General features: G+C 64.9%; 15 protein-coding genes and 1 pseudogene. 7 read left to right on the top strand and 9 right to left on the bottom strand.

Features of this window, described 5'->3' with window-relative positions; all coding sequences use genetic code 11:
• Nucleotides 1–4 precede the first annotated feature (4 nt).
• Nucleotides 5–1,474, bottom strand: coding sequence for a PLP-dependent aminotransferase family protein (locus tag AAFG16_RS23670; RefSeq protein ID WP_342740726.1), 1,470 nt, complete (start codon nucleotides 1,472–1,474; stop codon nucleotides 5–7).
• A 162-nt stretch (nucleotides 1,475–1,636) separates the two neighbouring features.
• Between AAFG16_RS23670 and AAFG16_RS23665 the strand changes: the two genes are divergently transcribed.
• Nucleotides 1,637–2,200 carry a pyridoxamine 5'-phosphate oxidase family protein gene (locus tag AAFG16_RS23665; RefSeq protein WP_342740725.1) on the top strand — a complete coding sequence of 188 codons (564 nt, stop codon included), beginning with the start codon at nucleotides 1,637–1,639 and terminating at the stop codon, nucleotides 2,198–2,200.
• Here the strand turns inward: AAFG16_RS23665 and AAFG16_RS23660 are convergent.
• On the bottom strand, nucleotides 2,197–3,456 hold the full coding sequence (locus tag AAFG16_RS23660) for an adenylate/guanylate cyclase domain-containing protein (RefSeq protein ID WP_283086529.1): 1,260 nt from the start codon (nucleotides 3,454–3,456) through the stop codon (nucleotides 2,197–2,199). The genes AAFG16_RS23665 and AAFG16_RS23660 overlap by 4 nt on opposite strands.
• 177 nt (nucleotides 3,457–3,633) lie before the next feature.
• On the opposite strand from AAFG16_RS23660, the gene AAFG16_RS23655 reads away from it, so the two are divergent.
• Nucleotides 3,634–4,791 carry an MFS transporter gene (locus tag AAFG16_RS23655; RefSeq protein ID WP_342740724.1) on the top strand — a complete coding sequence of 386 codons (1,158 nt, stop codon included), beginning with the start codon at nucleotides 3,634–3,636 and terminating at the stop codon, nucleotides 4,789–4,791.
• Between the two features lie 31 nt (nucleotides 4,792–4,822).
• Nucleotides 4,823–5,014 carry a hypothetical protein gene (locus AAFG16_RS23650; RefSeq protein ID WP_283086527.1) on the top strand — a complete coding sequence of 64 codons (192 nt, stop codon included), beginning with the start codon at nucleotides 4,823–4,825 and terminating at the stop codon, nucleotides 5,012–5,014.
• Here the strand turns inward: AAFG16_RS23650 and AAFG16_RS23645 are convergent.
• From AAFG16_RS23645 to dmeF, 3 genes and pseudogenes are all read right to left on the bottom strand, one after another.
• Nucleotides 5,011–5,888: pseudogene (locus AAFG16_RS23645) on the bottom strand (DMT family transporter). The gene AAFG16_RS23650 and the pseudogene AAFG16_RS23645 sit on opposite strands and share 4 nt — an antisense overlap.
• An 84-nt stretch (nucleotides 5,889–5,972) precedes the next feature.
• A complete protein-coding gene (locus AAFG16_RS23640; RefSeq protein ID WP_283086525.1) occupies nucleotides 5,973–6,794 on the bottom strand; it encodes an N-acyl homoserine lactonase family protein in 822 nt (273 codons plus the stop codon).
• Nucleotides 6,795–6,884: 90 nt separating this feature from the next.
• Entirely contained in the window at nucleotides 6,885–7,847 is a 963-nt protein-coding gene (gene dmeF, locus AAFG16_RS23635; RefSeq protein ID WP_342740723.1) for a CDF family Co(II)/Ni(II) efflux transporter DmeF, read from the bottom strand.
• 199 nt (nucleotides 7,848–8,046) lie between these two features.
• Here dmeF and AAFG16_RS23630 point away from each other — a divergent pair, with 199 nt between their 5' ends.
• The 4 genes from AAFG16_RS23630 to AAFG16_RS23615 all read left to right on the top strand — a co-directional run bounded on the left by AAFG16_RS23630 (nucleotide 8,047) and on the right by AAFG16_RS23615 (nucleotide 12,872).
• Nucleotides 8,047–8,865, top strand: a complete 819-nt coding sequence (locus AAFG16_RS23630) for a chromate resistance protein ChrB domain-containing protein (protein ID WP_342740722.1) — start codon at nucleotides 8,047–8,049, stop codon at nucleotides 8,863–8,865.
• Nucleotides 8,865–10,250 (top strand): chromate efflux transporter, encoded by a 1,386-nt coding sequence (gene chrA, locus AAFG16_RS23625; RefSeq protein ID WP_283086522.1) that lies wholly within the window; start codon nucleotides 8,865–8,867, stop codon nucleotides 10,248–10,250. Before AAFG16_RS23630 ends, chrA begins: the two co-directional genes overlap by 1 nt.
• Nucleotides 10,251–10,520: 270 nt before the next feature.
• On the top strand, nucleotides 10,521–11,861 hold the full coding sequence (locus AAFG16_RS23620) for a TAXI family TRAP transporter solute-binding subunit (protein WP_342740721.1): 1,341 nt from the start codon (nucleotides 10,521–10,523) through the stop codon (nucleotides 11,859–11,861).
• Nucleotides 11,862–12,566: 705 nt separating this feature from the next.
• Nucleotides 12,567–12,872, top strand: coding sequence for a hypothetical protein (locus AAFG16_RS23615; protein WP_342740720.1), 306 nt, complete (start codon nucleotides 12,567–12,569; stop codon nucleotides 12,870–12,872).
• A 119-nt stretch (nucleotides 12,873–12,991) separates the two neighbouring features.
• Here the strand turns inward: AAFG16_RS23615 and AAFG16_RS23610 are convergent, their stop codons facing one another.
• The 4 genes from AAFG16_RS23610 to AAFG16_RS23595 form a co-directional block, all read right to left on the bottom strand.
• Nucleotides 12,992–14,536: a GMC family oxidoreductase N-terminal domain-containing protein gene (locus tag AAFG16_RS23610; RefSeq protein WP_342740719.1), complete on the bottom strand. Its 1,545-nt coding sequence runs from the start codon at nucleotides 14,534–14,536 to the stop codon at nucleotides 12,992–12,994.
• 4 nt (nucleotides 14,537–14,540) lie between these two features.
• Entirely contained in the window at nucleotides 14,541–16,088 is a 1,548-nt protein-coding gene (locus tag AAFG16_RS23605; RefSeq protein ID WP_342740718.1) for an ABC transporter substrate-binding protein, read from the bottom strand.
• Between the two features lie 267 nt (nucleotides 16,089–16,355).
• Nucleotides 16,356–18,614 carry a DNA topoisomerase IV subunit A gene (parC, locus tag AAFG16_RS23600; protein ID WP_342740717.1) on the bottom strand — a complete coding sequence of 753 codons (2,259 nt, stop codon included), beginning with the start codon at nucleotides 18,612–18,614 and terminating at the stop codon, nucleotides 16,356–16,358.
• Between the two features lie 61 nt (nucleotides 18,615–18,675).
• A complete protein-coding gene (locus AAFG16_RS23595) occupies nucleotides 18,676–18,951 on the bottom strand; it encodes a hypothetical protein (RefSeq protein ID WP_283086515.1) in 276 nt (91 codons plus the stop codon).

Genomic DNA, 18,951 nt, shown 5'->3' with positions numbered 1-18,951 from the left:
GGATCTAACCAGCGGCGATCGCCCGCGCCAGCCGGGCGACCGCCGGCGCAATTGTCTGCTGCGGGTAGCCGCTGAAACCCAGCATCAGCGCTGACTGTGCCGGCGCCTCGATATAGAGGCGGCTCATCGCCCGAATGACGACGCCCTGGTCACGAGCGGCCCGTTCGATCTTCACGTCGGAAAGTCCCCGTCGCGTGTAGGCAACCAGGTGCATGCCCTGATCCGGCGGCTCGACCGACAAATGGTCGCCCAGGCGCCGCCTCAGTGCTGCAACGAGCGCGTCGCGCTGGCGGCGGTAGACTTCCCGCATTCTGCGGACGTGAGCCGCGAAATGCCCCTCTTCCATGAAGGCAGCAGCGACGCACTGACAGAGGCTCGACGGCTGACGGTCGATCAGATACCGCGCGGCAACGAAATCCTGCAGCACCGGATGTGGTAGCACGGCGTAGCCAAGCCGCAGTCCCGGAAAGAGCGCCTTGTTGAGCGTTCCGACGTAAATGACACGCCCGGCCTCGTCCAGGCCCTGAAGCGAAGCGAGTGGCCGGCCGCCGTAACGGAATTCGCTGGCGTAATCGTCCTCAATGATCCAGGCACCGGACTCGCGGGCCCAGGCGAGAAGTTCGAGACGACGCGCCATCGACAGGGGAACGCCGGTCGGAAACTGGTGCGAGGCCGTGATGAAAGCTGCACGCGCCTTCGGGGCGCGGTTGATCCCTTCCGTGACGTTCACACCATGCCGGTCAACCGGAATAGGGCAAATCTTCGCGCCTGACGCGGCGAGCGTCAGACGGGTCAAGCTATAGCCGGGGTCTTCGATCCAGACCTCCGTGTCCGGCCCCGGCATGACGCGCGCGACGATGTCGATGGCTTGCTGGGTGCCGGCGGTAATCACGATTTGGTCGGCCTCGCAGTGCACGCCGCGTGCGGCGCGAAGATAGTCGCAAACCGACTTGCGCAGCTCCGGCAGGCCGCGCGGATCGCCGTAGCCGAGATGATAGCTCTCAAAGGATCGCAGCGTGCGCGCGGTGAGCTTGCGCCACAATTCCGCGCTACGAGCGTCCAGCAGGGTACGCCCCAAGTTGAAGGGGCGCTCGTCATTCTGCGCTGTTACGTCAACGAAATCGCCGAGGCCGCGAAAGGACGCCTTTGCCGCGGCCGGCGCCGCCCGCGCCTTGGGACCGTGAGGCGCGGCAAAGGGCTCAGGCAGATCGGACGCAACATAAGTCCCCGCCCCCTTCCTGCCGAAGGCGTAGCCTTCGGCAAGAAGCTGCTCGAAAGCTGAAACGACTGCGGTCCGCGAGACGCCGAGTTGTGCTGCAAGGTCGCGTGTCGAGGGGAGCTTCGTCGCAGGACGAAGCGCTCCGGACAGGATGGCTGATCGCAGTTCGAGATAGATCTGGCGGAATACGGGCGCATCCGCCGTGCGGTCGACGCTGAAGGGATAGAGTTCTGCCCAGCTCTGCCTGCTGTTCACGGGGCCTCTTCTCACAGGGTGAGCCGCACGAGGAAAGTGGTATGCCTCGATGGGATCAAGTGGACCTTTGCTCAAGACCACTATTTTTCTATCCTGTTTCGGATAACTAGGAAACCCGGAAATGCCCGCTCGTTCGAATGGTGGCGTGGAGCGCCTGGCACCATGAGTTCACCGCAAATCCGTCGCGAGGACCGCGCGATGCCGCAGGAGCGGATCCTGGAGATGCTGTCACGTGGATATGCCGGCCATCTCGCGACAGTCAGCGAGGACGGTTTCCCCTATTGCATCCCGCTGCTGTATCTCTGGCTCGATGGCGGGGTGTATCTGCACACGACCGCGGCTAGAGGACATTTGCGCGCAAACATCGAGCGGGATTCGCGCGTCTGCATCGAGATCGACGAGCACGACGGGGTCTTCGACTATGGCCGGTTCGAATGCGATTCCGGTCTCGCCTATCGAAGCATATGCCTGTTCGGCCGCATCCGGGTCGTGGACGACCGCGAGATCAAGCAGCGGTTCTGCGAAAATTTGATGGCCAAATACGGCAAGCCGGATACGACGCGACCGAAGAGATTCTTCCCGAGGCTCGACATCATCACCGTCTACGCCGTCGCCGTCGAGCGCATGACCGGCAAGGAGACCCCGATGCCGCCGCTGTCCGAACAATGGCCCGTCAAGGATCGAACGAAAACACCGCATGTTTCGGCACCAGCGGTCCAGCGTTAGTTCGCCAGATAGCGCTCGTAGCTCCCCGTCACCGGCTCGCTTGCATCGACTTCCGGATCGAGCGTGTAGAGATCCTGGGCGCGGCCGATGCCCCGCAGGGCGTAGCGGCCGGTGGAGACGAGGTAGCGCCGGCCGGCGGCGTCCAGGCCCTTGTAGAATTCTGCTGAAGCCAGCAACTCGCGGTCGACCGAGCGGCTCATCGAGGCGATGCGGCTGACCTCGTTGACGGTCGGGCCGACCACGGTGAAGTCGAGCCGGTCCTCGCTGCCGATATTGCCGTAGAAGACCTCGCCGACATGCAAGCCGATATAGGCCGACGTGGTCGGGCGGCCGTCGGCGGTGCGACGCACGTTCAGCGCCGCGACATTCTTGCGAAAGAGGTGCTCGGCCCGCAGCGCCGCGCGGCGGGCGTCCGCCATGTCCTCGCCGGTGAACATCGCGAGCACGCCGTCACCGATCAGCTTCAGGACGTCGCCGCCGGCATCATGGATCGCGTCGATCACGGCCTGGGCGTAGTCGTTGAGGAACGGGATGATCTCGTCGGGGCCGATGCTCTCGCTGATCCCGGTCGAGCCGCGCAAATCCGAATACCACAGCACGGCGTTGATGCGCTCGGTGACGCCGCGCGAGATGCGCCCGCGCAGCACCTGCTCGGAGGCATCGCGGCCGAGATAGACCCGACCTAGCGTGCGCGCGATATCGACCTGCTGCGCCGACTTGATCGCGAGCCCCAGCACCGGCACGAGATCGCGCAGGGCCTCCAGCCCCTGTTCGCCAAAGCCTTCCGCGCGGCGCGTGGTCCAGCAGGAGTACAGGCAATCCATCAGCCCGAGCGCGCCGTTCTCGCCGAAGCGATGCACGAAGGCGAGATAGTGCTTGTGGCCTTTCTCGGCGAGCTCGCCGATCTGCGAGAAATCCATCGAGGGGGCATCGGCGAGATCGATCACCATCTCGTCGTGGCCCTGCTCGAGCATGTGGAAGAACACCGAGCGGCGCCAGCTCCTGGCGGCGTCGCCCTCGGCGGTCGAGCCGTATTCGAAGGCGTCGCTCTCGTTGCTGGGGCGGTCGCTCCAGCGGAAGCCGCGGCCCTCGTAGATCGGATGCAGCGTGTCGATGACGACCATCCCGCGCGACAGTTCCAGGCCTTCGGCGCGGCAGCGCTCGCAGAAGCCGCGGAGCAGGTCGATTTCGGGCAGGCCGGTGAGCCCCTGGCCGGTCAGCCAGTTCATCAGCGCAAGGCGGGAGGTCAGTTGCATACGTCATTATGGCGTGCATTCGTGACGAGCGAAAGGCGCAAGCCACGCGCGAACCGTGCACAAGGCTCCCATCCCTTGCAGGTCGAACATGCCGCGGCCGTGGTTGACGCCCTCGCCGGGTGGGCGGCAAATGCCTGCCATGATGAACTTGTCGGGCAGAATCGGAGGCGCGCGCGGATGAGTCAGCGCCAGCTTCCGATCATCCTGGCGCTCGGCACCACGCAGACCCTGGCCTGGGCTTCCAGCTACTATCTGCCGGCGCTGCTCGCCGATCCCATGGCACGCGACCTCGGCGTCTCCTCCAACTGGGTCTTTGGCGCCTTCTCGGCCTCGCTGGTGATCTCGGCGATGCTCGGCCCACGCATCGGGCGGCAGATCGATCTCGTCGGCGGACGGCAGGTGCTGTCAGCCTCCAACCTGACCATCGCCGCCGGCCTCGTCCTGCTTGGCCTCTCGCATTCGGTCGCGGTGATGGCGTTCGCCTGGCTCGTGCTCGGCATCGGCATGGCGATGGGACTCTACGACGCCGCCTTCGCCGCGCTCGGCCGCATCTACGGCACGGAAGCCCGCGGCTCGATCACCGGCATCACGCTGATGGCGGGCTTCGCCTCCACCGTTGGCTGGCCTCTCACCGCCTGGGGCCTCGCCCATATCGGCTGGCGCGAGACCTGCTTTGCCTGGGCCGCCGCCAACATCCTGATCGGCCTTCCCCTCAACTTCTTCATGCTGCCGTCGATCAAGGGCGCGAGGCAGGCGGCCGCGACGGCCGAAAAGCCGCACGTGCCGCTCGACCGCACCATGATCCTGCTCGCCTTCGTCTTCGCCGCGGCCTGGACCGTTACCGGTGCGATGGCCGTGCATTTCCCGCGCATCGTGGAAGCAACCGGCGCGACGCATGTCGAGGCGATCGCGGCCGGTGCGCTGATCGGCCCGGCCCAGGTGGCCGCGCGCGTCCTCGAAGCCGGCTTCCTCAGCCGCTTCCATCCGCTGTGGTCGACGCGGCTTGCCTGCCTCACCCATCCGATCGGAGCTGCCGTGGTGGCCATCTTCGGGGGCGCCGCCGCAAGCGCCTTTGCGCTGCTCCACGGCTCGGGCAACGGCATCCTGACGATCGCCCGCGGAACGTTGCCGCTTGCGATCTTCGGCCCCAAGGACTTTGGCTACCGCCTCGGCATCATCGGGGCCCCGGCGCGGATGGCGCAAGCGGCGGCGCCGCTGGCCTTCGGCCTGCTCATCGATGTGATGGGCGCCAAGGTGCTGATCGTCTCCTCCGCGCTCAGCCTCTCGGCGCTGGCGGCGTTGTTCCTGATCCGCATCGAACGGCAGCCGGATTGACCGCGGAGCCGCTTTCGCCCACAAGCGGGCCATGACCGACGACAACAGCCCGCCCCGCACCTTCAAGGGCCTTTTGCGCTGGGCGACCACGCCGCCCCAGGCCTGGGGCGTCTATCTGCTCGCCGTCCTCTTGGTGTGGCTGCTTTCGTTTTATGCCGGCACGCTGAAGCCGAAGAAGACGCCCGAACCAACTCCGCCCGCGGCGACCGCGCCGCGGAACTAAGCCGTCTTCGCCTCGCTGGTCGCGATCCAGATGCCTGCGAAGACCGCGACGAGCCCGATCAGAAGGTTTGCCGTGATCGGCTCGCCGATCAGCAGCGCCGCCAGCACGCAGCGGCGATCGGATTGACCGTCATCGTATTGGCGACCCGGGTCGGCGTCGCCCGCGCCAGCGCCATGACCCAGAGGATGAAGGCGAGCGCGCCGCCGCCGATCCCGAGATAGATGCCGGCAATCCACTGCCCCGTCGTGAAGTGATCGAGTGCTGCAAAACTGCCCTTCACCAGACCTGCCAGCACCAGTACGAGGGCGCCCGCGCCCATGCCGACCGTGAGGAAGCCGAGCGCGCTGGAGCGTTGCATCAGCGGGCGCGACAGCACGTTGTAGAATGCCATGCAGAACACCGCCCCGGTCATGATCAGTTCGCCCCGCCACGCGCCGGGCGGGCTCTGCGCCAAGCCCGCGGCCAAGGCTGCGGTCACGCCGAGCACGGCGATGGCAACGCCGGTGATCTTGCGCGCCGTCAACCGCTCCGCGCCCAGGATCGCGCCGACCACCATGGTGTGGAGCGGCAGCGTCGCCAGCGCCAGGCTGGCGCGGGCGGCGGTCGTGTAGGACACCGCGATGTTGTAGAGGATGAAGAACAGGCCGAAGAAGCAGATGCCGAGCAGCACCACGGCGGGCCAGTCGGCGCGCTGCGGCCAGCGCGCACCAAGCACAAGCGCACATGGCAGCAGGCAGAGAAAGCCGACGCCCCAGCGCAGGATCGCAAGCAGGATGGGATCGGCCCCGCCGACGAGATAGCGGGTGATCGCCGCGGCCGTGCCGCCGATGCTGCTCGAGACAAGCGCGATCGCAACCCCGAACCACTCGCCCACGCTTCGTCTCCTGTTTCGGAGCTTCGCGGAGGCGGCTAGCACATCCCTGCTGCCATCGTCATGGCAGCAGGGGCGGTTCACACGTCAGTCGTAAAACTCGGGCGCCATCTTCTGACCGTCGCGCTGGACCTTGTCGTGGTTGATCCAGAGCTGCGCCTTCTCCTTTTCGAGCGTGTCGGCGATCTTCTGCATCGAGGCCGCGCTCATCTCCTTGTTGGCGTTCATGCTGGGGACGCGGCGGTTGTCCCAATTATCCCTGAAATGGACGGCATCGCCGGACAGCACCACCGCTCCGGTCTTCGGCAGCTTCACCAGCAGCGACTGGTGTCCCGGCGTATGGCCGGGTGTCGACAGGATAGTCACACTGCCGTCGCCGAAGACGTCCTTGTCGCCCGTCAGCAGCTCGACGGGATGCGAGGGCTTGAAGCGCGGCTCGTTATTGGCGCCGGGCCAGTCATATTCGGCCTTCTGGACGTAGAGCGTCGCCTGCGGGAACAGCTCGACATTGCCGATATGGTCGGGATGCGTGTGCGAGACCGCCATCGCCTTGATGTCGTCAGGCTTGACGCCGAGCTGTTCGAGCTGGGCAGCAAGCGTCTTCGGCCGCCGCCAGGTCACGGCCTTGGGATCGGCGGGCGCAAGGCCATTCGGCATGGCCGCAACGGAGTCTGCAATGCCGGTGTCCCACAGGAACCAGCCCTTGGCGTGCTTGATCAGATAGCAGCTGTCGACGAAGTCCATGGTCTTGCCCTCGTTCAGGCCGGGCGTCCAGCGCGAGATGTCACCGGCGGTGCCCTCGCCGCAATTGAGGACGTAGAGCCTTTCGACGCCGGTCTGCGCGACAGCCACTTGGCTTGACAAGGCGAGCGCGACAACGACGAGAGCGAGCTTGATCCTGGACGTCATCCTTAATCCCTCCTTGGCAAGCGCCCTGTATGGGCTGCGACCGAGGATCAACCCCGACCGCGCCGCTGAATTCCCCTCGCGTGGATCACGTCAATGAGGGCAGGTCTCGACCTCGACCGTGATGTGGCTGAGCCTCTTCAACCCGGCGAGGCGCTTCTTGTAGACGGCCGGCTGCTTCGGCTTGTCCGACACCAGCGACACCAGCACGGCGCAATGGCCGGGGCCGACCTGCCAGAGATGCAGGTCGGTGACGCGATCCTCGCCGACCTCCATGCGCGCGCGGATCACCCGCTCCAGCTTCTCATCGGCGCGCACGTCGAGCAGCACCGCCCCTGATGACTTGATCAGGCCGAAGGCCCAGCTCGCGATCACGACGCTGCCGATCAGCCCGACGGCCGGGTCGGCCCAGACCCATCCCGAATACATCGCGACCATGAGCGCGGCAATCGCCAGCACGGACGTTGCGGCGTCCGCCATGACGTGGACATAGGCGGCGCGAAGGTTGTTGTCGTGATGGTGGTGGTGATCATGATCGTGGTCATGATCATGATGCGCATGGCTGTGCCCATGATCATGGCCGTGATGATGGTGATCGTGACTGTCGCGCAAGAGCCACGCGCTGGCGAGGTTGACGCAGAGACCGAGCGCGGCGACCGCGATCGCCTCGCCATAGACGATCGGCACCGGCGTGATCAGCCGCAGCACGCTCTCATAGGCGATCTCGACCGCGATCAGGCCAAGGATGATCGCGCTGGCGAAGGCGGCGAGATCGCCGAACTTGCCGGTGCCGAAGGTGAAATGCGCATTGCCGAGGTGCCGGCGCGCGAAGCGGTAGGCGAAGGCCGCAATGCCGAGCGCGGCCGCATGCGTCCCCATGTGCCAGCCGTCGGCGAGCAGCGCCATCGAGCCGAACAGCGAGCCGGCGACGATCTCGCCGACCATCATGACCAGCGTCAGGACGACCACGAACCAGGTGCGCCGCTCGTTCTCGTCGTGTTTTTCTCCGAGGAAGGCGTGGTCGTGGGTCCACCGTTCAATGGAGTGGGAATGCATCGAATTCTCCAGACAATTCAGCTCTGTCAGTCCGCAATATAGACCGGCAGACAGCAATTTTCTAAGGCCCAATCGCCTCGCGGATTGACAGTTCAGTTTAGTTTCGCTGTAATTGGTATATGGGGATTTGAGCGATCTCCCCACGAGGCGACATGCCCAAGTATCGCGTCCCGTTCGGTTCCTACGAGGACGCATCAACATGTCTACTTTCACGACCATATCATCTGACAAATTGGCCCGGCTGATCGGCACGGCCAACGCCCCTGCCCTGATCGACGTGCGGACGGAGGAGGATTTTGCCGCCGACCGGCGGCTGATTCCGGGCTCGATCAAACTCAGCCACGACAAGGTGCAAGACTGGGGCGGCGCATTCGCCCACCGCCGGGTCATCGTCTCCTGCCTGCGCGGTGAAAAGCTCGCCCAGGGCACGGCCGCCTGGCTCCGCCAGCTCGGGGTGCAGGCCGAGACGCTCGAAGGCGGCTTCGAGGGCTGGAAGGCCGCCAAGCTACCCCTGCTCGACACCCGCAAGCTGCCGCCGCGCGACGCCAAGGGACGCACCGTCTGGGTGACGCGGGCGCGGCCGAAGGTCGATCGCATCGCCTGCCCCTGGCTGATCCGGCGCTTCGTCGATCCCAACGCGGTGTTCCTCTATGTGGCGCCGTCCGAGGTGGTCGCCGTCGGCGAGCGCTTTGGCGCTGCGCCCTTCGACATCGAGAACGTGTTCTGGAGCCACCGCGGCGAGCTCTGCACCTTCGACGTCATGATCGAGGAGTTCGGCATTGCCACGCCGGCCCTACTCCACCTCGCGACGCTGGTGCGCGGCGCCGACACCGCACGGCCGGATCTGGCGCCGGAGGCGCCCGGCCTGCTCGCGGCCTCGCTCGGGCTGTCGCGGATGTATGACGACGACCTCGAACAGCTCGAGGCCGGCATGCTGCTCTACGACGCCTTCTACCGCTGGTGCCGCGACGCCACGGCCGAGACCCACAACTGGCCGACCAACAAGGTGAAGGCGTAATGGACACCCGCGCCAATCAAACGGGAGCTGATGCCGGTCACGGCATCAGCTTCAACGAGGCCTTCCGCGTCTGGCTGCGCGTCGCGTCCTTGAGTTTTGGCGGCCCCGCGGGCCAGATCGCGGTGATGCACCGCATCCTGGTCGAGGAGAAAAACTGGATCTCCGAGGGACGTTTCCTGCATGCACTGAACTACTGCATGCTGCTGCCGGGCCCCGAGGCGCAGCAGCTCGCGACCTATGTCGGCTGGCTCTTGCATCGCACGGCCGGCGGGCTGATGGCGGGCGGGCTGTTCATCCTGCCCGGCATCATCGCCATCATGGGCCTCAGCTACATCTATGCCGCCTACGGCAATGTCAGCTTCGTCGAGGCGCTGTTCTTCGGGCTGAAGGCCGCCGTCCTCGCCATCGTCGTCGAAGCCGTGGTGCGCGTTGGCAAGCGCGCGCTGAAGAACCGCATCATGATCGCGCTGGCGGCCGCCGCCTTCATAGCGATCTTCTTCTTCGCGGTCCCCTTTCCGATCATCATAATCGCCGCCGGCCTGATCGGCTATGTCGGTGCACGAGCCGGCCGGCCGGAATTCGCCCCGGCCGCGCACGGCCATGGCGGCAGCGCCGCCGCGATCGACAGCATGCTTGGCGAAGCCGTGCCCGAGCATGTGCGGCCCGACACCGGACGCGCGATCCGGACCGGCGCGGTGTGGCTGGCGCTCTGGCTGGTGCCGGTGATCGCGCTACTTCTGGTGCTCGGCGAGGCGAACGTATTCAGCCAGATCGCGCTGTTCTTCTCCAAGATGGCGCTGGTCACCTTCGGCGGCGCCTATGCGGTGCTGGCTTACGTCGCCCAGCAGGCGGTCGAGCATTATCACTGGCTGAAGCCGCATGAGATGCTCGACGGTCTCGGCATGGCCGAGACCACGCCGGGCCCGTTGATCATGGTGCTCCAGTTCGTCGGCTTCATGGCCGCCTATCGCGATCCGAGCGGGCTGTCGCCGATGCTTGCTGCGACCCTCGGCGGATTGCTCGCGACCTGGGTCACCTTCACGCCCTGCTTCCTCTGGATCTTCGTCGGCGCTCCCTATATCGAGCGCTTGCGCGGCAACACGGGGCTCGCCGGCGCGCTCAGTGCGATCACCGCCGCCGTCGTCGGCGTGATCCTCAACCTCTCGATCTGGTTCGCGCTGCACACGCTGTTCCGCGAGACCGTGCCGGTGCACGCCTTCCCGTTGGATTTCGACATGCCGGTGCTGAAGAGCGTCGACATTCCCGCGCTGGTGCTGGCGATCGCGGCCGCCACCGCGATCTTCCGCTTCAAGCTCGGGATGCTGACGGTGCTGGCCGGCAGTTGCGCCGCGGGCGTGGCGCTGCGGCTGGCCGGAGTGATCTAGGCGGATACTCATCGGGTTCTTCGCATCCGATTGCTATCGAAGGGCGCCGCCCGGCCGGAGACCATTGGCTGCTCTGTCCGCACTTCGCGCTCGCAGCTTGGCTTTTGATCTAGATCAAAAGCACCAAGCGAGCCGGGACAAGATTTACTCGGAGCGGGCGCGATCGATACGGCTCTCGCGCGCCTGTGTTCGCGGCCAGGGACGCGCCCGACAATCAGGCGCGTTTCAGGCAATAAGGTCTTGCGTCGAGCGCAAAAGGCCGCAGGCACCATGGATCACTCATCGCCAATCCGCATAGCCGGTGCCAATCTGCCGACGTGGCTCCGGATCCTCATCGTGCTGATGCTGGCGTTGCTGGTCGGGGGTGCGAGCCTGTATGCTTACCGCTGGTACGTCCGGCCCGTGACACTTTCGATCGCAGTCGGGTCGTTCGACGGCGATGCCACCAAAATCGTATCGGCGCTCGCGAGCAGGCTCGCGGTCAACAACGCGCCGGTGCGGCTGAAGGTGGTTGAGACCACCGGCCCAATCGAGTCGGCGGACGCGTTTTCGTCTGGAAAGACAGACCTTGCAGTCGTCCGAGGAGATGTCGGCGACCTTTCCCAGGCACAGGCGATCGTCGTGCTGGCGCAGGCCGTGGCCATGCTCGTCGCCCCGCCGGGCTCTCCGCTCACGGACATGGCCGGGCTCAAGCGCATGACAGTGGGGGTCGTCGCGGGCGACGCCAATCAGAAGATCGTCAGCGTGCTGAGAAAGGCATATGACCTCGATCGCGCCAATGTTGTATTCAAGAGCGTTGCACTCGATGAGGTCCGCCGGGCCTTTGAAACCAAAGAGATACGCGCCGCACTGTTCGTGATCCCGCTTAGCGACAAGTATCTGTCTCTGGTCCGCGGGCTATTCCCACAAAGCGCGAAGACCGCTCTGGTCCTGATCCCGATCGACAATGCGGGGGCGATCGCTGAGAAAGAGCGCGCTTACGAAAGCTTCGACATCCCGAAGGGGACTTTGCGCGGATCACCTCCTGTTCCCGACGACGACGTCACCACGTTGCAGGTTTCCTTTTATTTGATCGGCAGGAAGAGCCTTGGAACCGATTTGATTGCCAACTTCACTCAAGCGATAACGACCGCTCGCAGAGACGTCTTGCCCGAATTACCGATCCTCGCGCAGTTCAAGGCGCCGGATACCGACGCAGGCGCCTATCTTCCCGTTCATCCCGGCGCCGCCGAGTTCTACAATGGGAGCCAGCAAACTTTCCTGGACAGATGGAGCAACGCCATCTTTCTTGCGCCAATGGGGCTTGGAGCGCTTGCTACCGTGCTCACGGCGGCCTGGCACTTCTTGCGATCTGGCGACCTCAAACCGAAAGAGCCGGCGCTGGATTCGCTCTATGCATTGGCGCGCCGCATAAGACTCGCCGGAAACGAAACGGAATTATTGGAGATCGAGAACGAGATCGACAAGGTTCTTTCTGCCCAGCGCACCCAAGTCAGCGAAGACGAGGCTGGCCTCGATACGGCCACCCTGAATGTAGCGGCCCATCGCCTCGAAAATCTGATACATGATCGCCGGATCGCGCTCGCAGCGCCAAATCCCGGGGACCGCTGAAAGGAACGCTTGGCTGGCTTGGAATCCAAACCAGCGCCGCGGATGAAGGCTTTACGCCACGAGCTTGGCAAAGACGCAAGTCAGCAAAGATCGATGGCGCCGTCCGATGGCGCGCAAGAGCCCGGCAGCATTCGCGCCACCCGAGGCTCGCCGTCACGTCAGACGCGACGAGCCTCGCGAGAGCCCGCTAATAGCAGGGCGGATACGGCGCGTATCCGCATGCCCGGCGATAGTTATAGGCACCATAAGCCGCAGCCCCTGCGGCTGCCGCACCATAATAGGCACGGCGGTGCACTCTGCGGTTGACCCCAGCTACGCTCATCGGCGTAAGAGGTCTTCCGACTCGCGCTTCCACACCGTCAACGGTAACGGACGGCCCTTCCGCCACCGAGTAACGGAGCGACACCGGAGCTGCCGCGAAGAGTGCGGTGGTTACGATCAGACCAAGTAGCTTGGCGTTTCTTGTCATGTCATTTTCTCCGCATGGACTCACTGGCAGACGTAGATGATGCCGTCCCCGCCCTTGACCAAGGTTCCAGGCGAGCAACCGATGCCATTGCGAGCCGCATAGTGGGCCCACCCATGTTCAAGACATCCATCGTTGCCCTCCTGATGAGAGTGATGTCTGCACTGCCCGGCAAGTTACTTCGTAGCGGCTCCAACCGTGCCGGTTGAGCTGCCGGTGCTTCCCGTCGTGGTGCCGCCATGACGGTTCTCACGGCGATCCTCGCGTGCGTCGCGCCGATCTTCACGGCGATCCTGCCGGGCATCGCGTCGGTCTTCCCGGCGATCGCGCCGACCTTCACGCCGATCCTGACGCCGGTCCATGCCGGCCGTCTGGGCTTCTGCGTCCGTCGCCGTCAATGTCGAAGGAAGCGCGATCAGCCCAAACGCTGTCGCCCATCCAAGCGAAGAAAGAGCATTTCGCCGAGAAATCATCTGACCCTCCTCTGCAATAGCTCTGCCCTTTTCAGTTCTTCACTCCAAACTGGGCGCTGCGGCTTGATCTAGATCAGCATCCTTGCATGCATTACGCGATCGATGGTCGCTCAGGAGCATTGACCTAACTTGCGGTTTCGATGCGTTGGAGCGCGACGGGGGCAATACATTGCGAGCGGAGGCAGTAGAAGCTACCGCATCATCATCTGCGCGATCGCCTCCCCGATCACCACCGTCGTGAAATGCGTGTTGGCGCGGCAGTCGGATGGCATGATCGAGGCGTCGGCGACGCGCAGGCCGCTGATCCCTTTCACGGTGCCATCAGGATTGACCACGCCATCGGGGTCGTTGACACCGCTCATGCGGCAGCTGCCGGCGGCATGCTGGATGTCGCCGGTCTCTCGGCGCAGCAACGCGTCGAGGTCGTGATCCGGCAGGCTAGCTGCCTGCGGCAGCGTCAGATCGGTCTCGGTCAGCCTGATCCAGTCGGCGATGCCTGATAGCGCCGGCTGCGACGTGATCACCGCCAGCCGTTTCACCGCGTCCATCATCCGCAGCATGTCGCGCGGATCGGCGAGCATGTTCTCCTCGACGACGGGATCGATGGATGGGTCGGTTGAAGCCAGCTTCAGCGTTCCGCGCGAATAGGCGTTGAACAACCCGGCGCCGATCGCCCCGGGCACGCCGATACCGCGATGGTTGAACGCGATCAGGATCATGTCGCGCTTGCCGCCATCGGCGAGGCCCGAGGAATAGGTCACGCAGCAATTGGTGTGGCGAGTGTCCGGATCGGTCGGCCGCAGATTCTCGCGGAGCTGGATCGTGGCGCGAAACAGCGGATGGTCGAAAAAATGCCGGCCGACCGGCAGGTCGCGCTCGACCGCAATCCCCATCGACCTCAGCTCATCGGCCGGGCCGATGCCGGAACGCAGCAGGATCGTCGGACTGTGGATCGCGCCGGCACACAGCACGATCTGACGCGCGCTGATCTCGTGGGTGCCCTGCCCCTCGATATGAACGCGGACGCCGGTCGCCCGGCCGTCACTGATCCGCACGCGATCGACTAGCGCGTGGCCGCGGATCTCCAGATTGGCGCGGCCGCGCGCGGGCTCGAGATAACCCTCATTGGTGGTGATGCGGCGGCTGTCGCGGCTGTTGATGGGATAGCAGGCAACGCCCTCACCGTCCGGGCCATTGAGATCGGCGCACCAGGGATAGCCGCTCGCCAGCGCCGCGTCGCGCAGGCCGCGATCGATGGGCCCCCATTCTTCGGGCGGCGCGCGATAGACCGGAAGCGGTCCGCCGCGACCATGGCCTGCGATGTCGCCGAATTCGAAATCGTCCTCGATCACCGAGAACAGCGGCATCACGTCCTTGGCCGACCAGCCGGTGCAGCCATTGGCAGCCCATTCGTCGAAGGCATCGGAAACGCCGCGGATCGCGATCTGCCCGTTCATCATCGAGGAGCCGCCGAGCCCCTTGCCGCGCCAGTAGAAGCGCGGCTCCTGCCCCGCCACGCGGCGCGTCAGGAGATCGGGCCATTGCCATTTCTCCTGGTACTCGCGCTTGTGGATGATCGGGATCGGATTTGGTGTCCTGACCTCCCAGGGTGCTTCATCAGCACGCCAGTCGAGCCCCGCCTCTAACAGCAGGACGCGCCGTGCCGGATCCTCGGAGAGCCTGGCCGCTACGGCGGCGCCAGCGGAGCCGCCGCCGACAACAATGACATCGTACATCGCATTATTTCTCAACGTTCCAGAACACTGGGATGGCGGACGGGATCAGGTTGCGCCACTCGGCACGATAGGCCGCCGGCTGGGCAAACTGGCCCCACGGAATCGCCGGCGCCTGATCGTACATGACCGACTGGATCTCGGAAGCGATCTTCTTGCGGTCCTCCTCGGCCGGCGCCTTGGCGAAGGCTTCCATCAGAGGGGTGATGCGCGCATCGCATTGCCAGCCAGTGAAGTCGGCGCAATTGAAAGCGACCATGACATTGGTGAGCGGCGAGCCCAGGTCGTAGCCCCCGGCGTGAACGCCATAGACGCTCCAGCCCTCCTTCTTTGCGCGGCGCGCAAGCACGCTGGCCCAGTCCATCACCTGCAGGTCGACATTGAACCCCGCCTGCTTGAGCCGCTCGGCCAGAACCTGCGCCGAGACGCGCGGGGCTTCGAGGTCGTTGGCTTCCATGACGACGACGGGCTCGCCGGCATATTTGGTCGCTTTCAGCGCAGCCTTCGCCGCTTCGATCGACGGCTTGGCGGCGGCTTCAATGCCGGCCTTGCTCTCGTATGTGGTGCCGCAGGTGAAGTAGGTCGCGCAAGGCGTCGCATATTTGGAGTCGAGCCCGAGCGCATCCAGCACCTCGCGCTGATCAACCAGCTTCCACAGCACGCGCCGGATGGCGGGATCGTCGAACGGCTTGGAGGCAGCGTTGAGGCGATAGGCTCCGGCGAACATGTTGCCGCCGGTGAAATTGACGAGCTTGACGCGAGTGTTCTTCTCGAGCGTCGGCAAGAGATCGAACGGCGCATATTGCATGAAGTCGATCTCGCCGGCCTGCAGCGCGGACGCGGCGGTCGCACCGTCAGGGATGACTCGGATCTCGAGCGCATCGACGTTGACGCGCTTGCCGCCGGCGAGGAAGTCGGCGGGCTCGGGACGCGGCACATAGTCAGCGAACTTCTTCAGGATCATACGATCCCCGGTGCGGTGATCGGCCTTGCTGTAGACGAACGGGCCGGAGCCGATGATCTCGGTGATGCGCTGGTCGCCGGGCGTCTTCGCAATGCGCTCGGGCATCATGAAGGCGACCGGGCTCACGGGATTGCCGAGCGCGTCGATGACAAGCCCGGATGGCTCCTTCAGCGTGAGCACGAAGGTCTTCGCATCGGCCGGCTCAAGCGAGGCCGTGATCGCGAAGATGCGGCGGCCGAGCGCACTGCGGGTGCCCCAGCGGCGTAACGACGCCACGCAATCGGCCGCCGTCACCGGCTGGCCGTCGTGCCATTTCAGGCCGTCGCGCAGCGTGAAGCTATAGGTCAAACCATCGGGCGAGACCTTCCAGTCCTGCACCATCTGCGGCTTGATCTCGCCCTTGGAATCCTTCGCGAACAGCGTATCGAACACCATGTAGCCGAACGTGCGCGAAATATAGGCCGTGGAGAAATGCGGATCGAGCGTGACGATCTCCGCCTCGAGCACCGCGACGAGATTGCCCGCCGCATGCGCCGGCGCCGCCAGTGCAAGTCCGAGCAACGCCAAAATGAAAGCTCTCAGTTCGAACATTGGTGTTTTCTTGCCTTTTGACTGAAACGTTTGCAGTCGCCAGGAAAAGCAATGTTCGTGCCCGCACGTATGCTCTCGTGGCTATCTGCCACGCGTTTGCGCCACACTCACTGTCATCGCCCGCCTTGTGCGCAATTGCGCACTGGGGCGGGCGATCCAGTATTCCAGAGACGGTTGTGATTGAACCGATGGGCCGCGGCATACTGGATGCCCCGACTTCGCGGGGCATGACACCGATGTGTGGCGACGGTCGTCGTGCCCCCGACCCTACCCGATCACCCGGCCGAACTTGTTCGACTTCGGGAAGCCCTTCGGCGGCAGACGGCCGGCGTCGGCGCGGGTGCCCTGCCATTCGGCGAGCTCTTTCATGCTCGCGCTGAACTCGCGCCCCGCGGAGTCCTTCCAGGTCAGGCCCGCCTTGGCGTCGAACACGGCGACGTCGGACAGGCCGCCATCCTTGTACTTCTGCAAGCGCACGCCGCGGCCGCGGGCCATCTCCGGCACCTGGTCGAGCGGGAAGATGAGCATCTTGCGGTTGTCGCCGATGACCGCGACGGTGTCGCCGAGCACTTCGGTGATCGCGCGGGCCTCGTTCGGCATGTCGACGTTGAGAACCTGCTTGCCCTTCTTGGTGGTGCCGACGCAATCGTCCTCGTTGACGACAAAGCCCTGCCCCTCGTGGCTCGCCACCAGGAATTTGCGACCACCCTTGTGGACGAACAGCGCGACGGGTGCGGCCTCCTGTTCGAGGTCGATGAACAGGCGGATCGGCTCGCCGTGTCCGCGGCCGCCCGGCAGTTTCGCGACGTCGAGCGAGTAGAACTTGCCGTTGGTCGCAAACAGCAGCAGCTTCGAGGTCGTCTCCGCGAAGAAGGCGAAGCCGAGCTTGTCGTCCTGCTTGAAGGCGAGCCCTGAGAGATCCTCGACATGGCCCTTCATGGTGCGGATCCAGCCCTTGTCGGAGACAACGACCGTCACCGGCTCGCGCTCGACGAAGGCCTCCTCGATCGCGGCGAGATCGTGCTCGGGCGCATCAGCGAAGGTGGTGCGGCGCTTGCCGAGCGGCGTCTTGGGTCCGAACATGTCGCGGACCTTGCCGACTTGCTCGCCGACCTTCTTCCATTGCTCGGCTTCGGAGGCGAGCACCGCGTTGATGCCCTTGAGCTCGGCGCGGAGGTTCTTGTCCTCGGTGCGGATCTCCATCTCTTCGAGCTTGCGCAAGGAGCGCAGGCGCATGTTGAGGATGGCTTCGGCCTGCACCTCGGTGAGCTTGAATGCCTTGATCAACGCCGGCTTCGGTTCATCCTCGGTGCGGATGATCTTGATCACCTTGTCGATGTTCAGATAGGCGATCAGGAAGCCGCCGAGAACCTCCAAGCGGTGCTCGATCTGCTCCTTGCGGTAGTTGCTGCGGCGGATCAGCACGTCCCGCAAATGGTCGAGCCATTCGCGCAAGCATTCGGCGAGTCCCACCACCTTCGGGATTTTGCCCTTGATCAGGACGTTCAGATTCAGCGGAATCTTGTTTTCGAGCTCGGTCAGCCGGAACAGCGATTCCATCATCAGGGCGGGATCGACGTTCTTCGATTTCGGCTCGATCACGATGCGGACGTCTTCGGCCGACTCGTCCCTGATGTCGCCGACCAGCGGCAGCTTCTTCTGGTCCAGCAGCTCGGCGACCTTCTCGATCAGGCGAGACTTCTGCACCAGGAACGGAATCTCGGTAACGACGACGACCCAGGTGCCGCGTGCGCCCTCTTCGTGCGACCACCTGGCGCGGACGCGGAACGAGCCGCGGCCGGTCGTGTAGGCCTCAGCAATGGCCTGCTTGGAATCGACGATGATGCCGCCGGTCGGGAAATCCGGACCCTTGACCCACTTCAAGAGCGCCTTGGACTTCGCGTCGGGCTTCTCGATCAGATGCAGCGCGGCGTCGCACAGCTCGGCGGCGTTGTGCGGCGGGATCGAGGTCGCCATGCCGACCGCGATGCCTTGCGCGCCGTTGGCGAGCAGGTTCGGGAAGCCGCCGGGCAGCACGACCGGCTCTTTCGACTGGCCGTCGTAATTGGCGCGGAATTCGACGCCGTCCTCGTCGATGCCCTCGAGCAGCAGGCGCGCAACGTCGGTCATGCGCGCTTCGGTGTAGCGGTAGGCGGCGGGGTTATCGCCGTCGATATTGCCGAAATTGCCCTGGCCGTCGACCAGCGGGTAGCGCGAGGAGAAATCCTGCGCGAGACGGACCATGGCGTCGTAGATCGCCTGGTCGCCGTGCGGATGGAACGAGCCCATCACGTCGCCGACGATTTTTGCGGACTTCTTGAAGGCCGTGCCGGGGTCGAGGCGGAGCAGGCGCATGCCGTAGAGGATGCGCCGGTGCACCGGCTTCAGGCCGTCGCGCGCGTCCGGCAGCGCGCGGTGCATAATGGTGGAGAGCGCATAGGCGAGATAGCGCTCTTCGAGCGCCTCACGCAGCGGCACCTCGTGAATTTCGGCCGGCTCTTCCGGCGGAACGATTCGCTTTCCCATGCCGCCCGGTTAAACCGTGGAAGCGAATCGGGCAAGGATCGAATGGTTCCCTGTGGGCAGCCTATTGGCCTGCCCAGCCGGCTGTCACGGGCGGAGTCTTGGCCTGCGCCGGGGTTGGCACGCTTGTCAGACAGCGGCGGGCGGCCTCGATCTCGGCCTCCGTAGCACCATGGGATCGCGCCCATGTCTCTGCGGCTGCAGCGGAATATTTGGCCACATAGTACCGGACGACGGTGCAGGAGGCGCGCCGAAACACGCCCGGTTGCGGCTCGCCGGCCGTAGCGTCAGGCGCGAGCGCAACCAGCGCCGCAGACAAGGCAAATCCCCTGATCAACAT

It is taken from the genome of Bradyrhizobium sp. B117 (assembly GCF_038969555.1).
Lineage (GTDB): Bacteria > Pseudomonadota > Alphaproteobacteria > Rhizobiales > Xanthobacteraceae > Bradyrhizobium.
Note: the sequence above shows the minus strand (reverse complement) of the source record. Positions and strands in the feature narration are given on the sequence as shown.

Coding starts and splice junctions, on each gene's coding strand:
- AAFG16_RS23665 (WP_342740725.1), top strand. CDS start 1,637: ATGAGTTCACCGCAAATCCGTCGCGAGGACCGCGCGATGCCGCAGGAG.
- AAFG16_RS23660 (WP_283086529.1), bottom strand. CDS start 3,456: ATGCAACTGACCTCCCGCCTTGCGCTGATGAACTGGCTGACCGGCCAG.
- AAFG16_RS23655 (WP_342740724.1), top strand. CDS start 3,634: ATGAGTCAGCGCCAGCTTCCGATCATCCTGGCGCTCGGCACCACGCAG.
- AAFG16_RS23650 (WP_283086527.1), top strand. CDS start 4,823: ATGACCGACGACAACAGCCCGCCCCGCACCTTCAAGGGCCTTTTGCGC.
- AAFG16_RS23640 (WP_283086525.1), bottom strand. CDS start 6,794: ATGACGTCCAGGATCAAGCTCGCTCTCGTCGTTGTCGCGCTCGCCTTG.
- dmeF (WP_342740723.1), bottom strand. CDS start 7,847: ATGCATTCCCACTCCATTGAACGGTGGACCCACGACCACGCCTTCCTC.
- AAFG16_RS23630 (WP_342740722.1), top strand. CDS start 8,047: ATGTCTACTTTCACGACCATATCATCTGACAAATTGGCCCGGCTGATC.
- chrA (WP_283086522.1), top strand. CDS start 8,865: ATGGACACCCGCGCCAATCAAACGGGAGCTGATGCCGGTCACGGCATC.
- AAFG16_RS23620 (WP_342740721.1), top strand. CDS start 10,521: ATGGATCACTCATCGCCAATCCGCATAGCCGGTGCCAATCTGCCGACG.
- AAFG16_RS23615 (WP_342740720.1), top strand. CDS start 12,567: ATGACGGTTCTCACGGCGATCCTCGCGTGCGTCGCGCCGATCTTCACG.
- AAFG16_RS23610 (WP_342740719.1), bottom strand. CDS start 14,536: ATGTACGATGTCATTGTTGTCGGCGGCGGCTCCGCTGGCGCCGCCGTA.
- AAFG16_RS23605 (WP_342740718.1), bottom strand. CDS start 16,088: ATGTTCGAACTGAGAGCTTTCATTTTGGCGTTGCTCGGACTTGCACTG.
- parC (WP_342740717.1), bottom strand. CDS start 18,614: ATGGGAAAGCGAATCGTTCCGCCGGAAGAGCCGGCCGAAATTCACGAG.
- AAFG16_RS23595 (WP_283086515.1), bottom strand. CDS start 18,951: ATGTTGATCAGGGGATTTGCCTTGTCTGCGGCGCTGGTTGCGCTCGCG.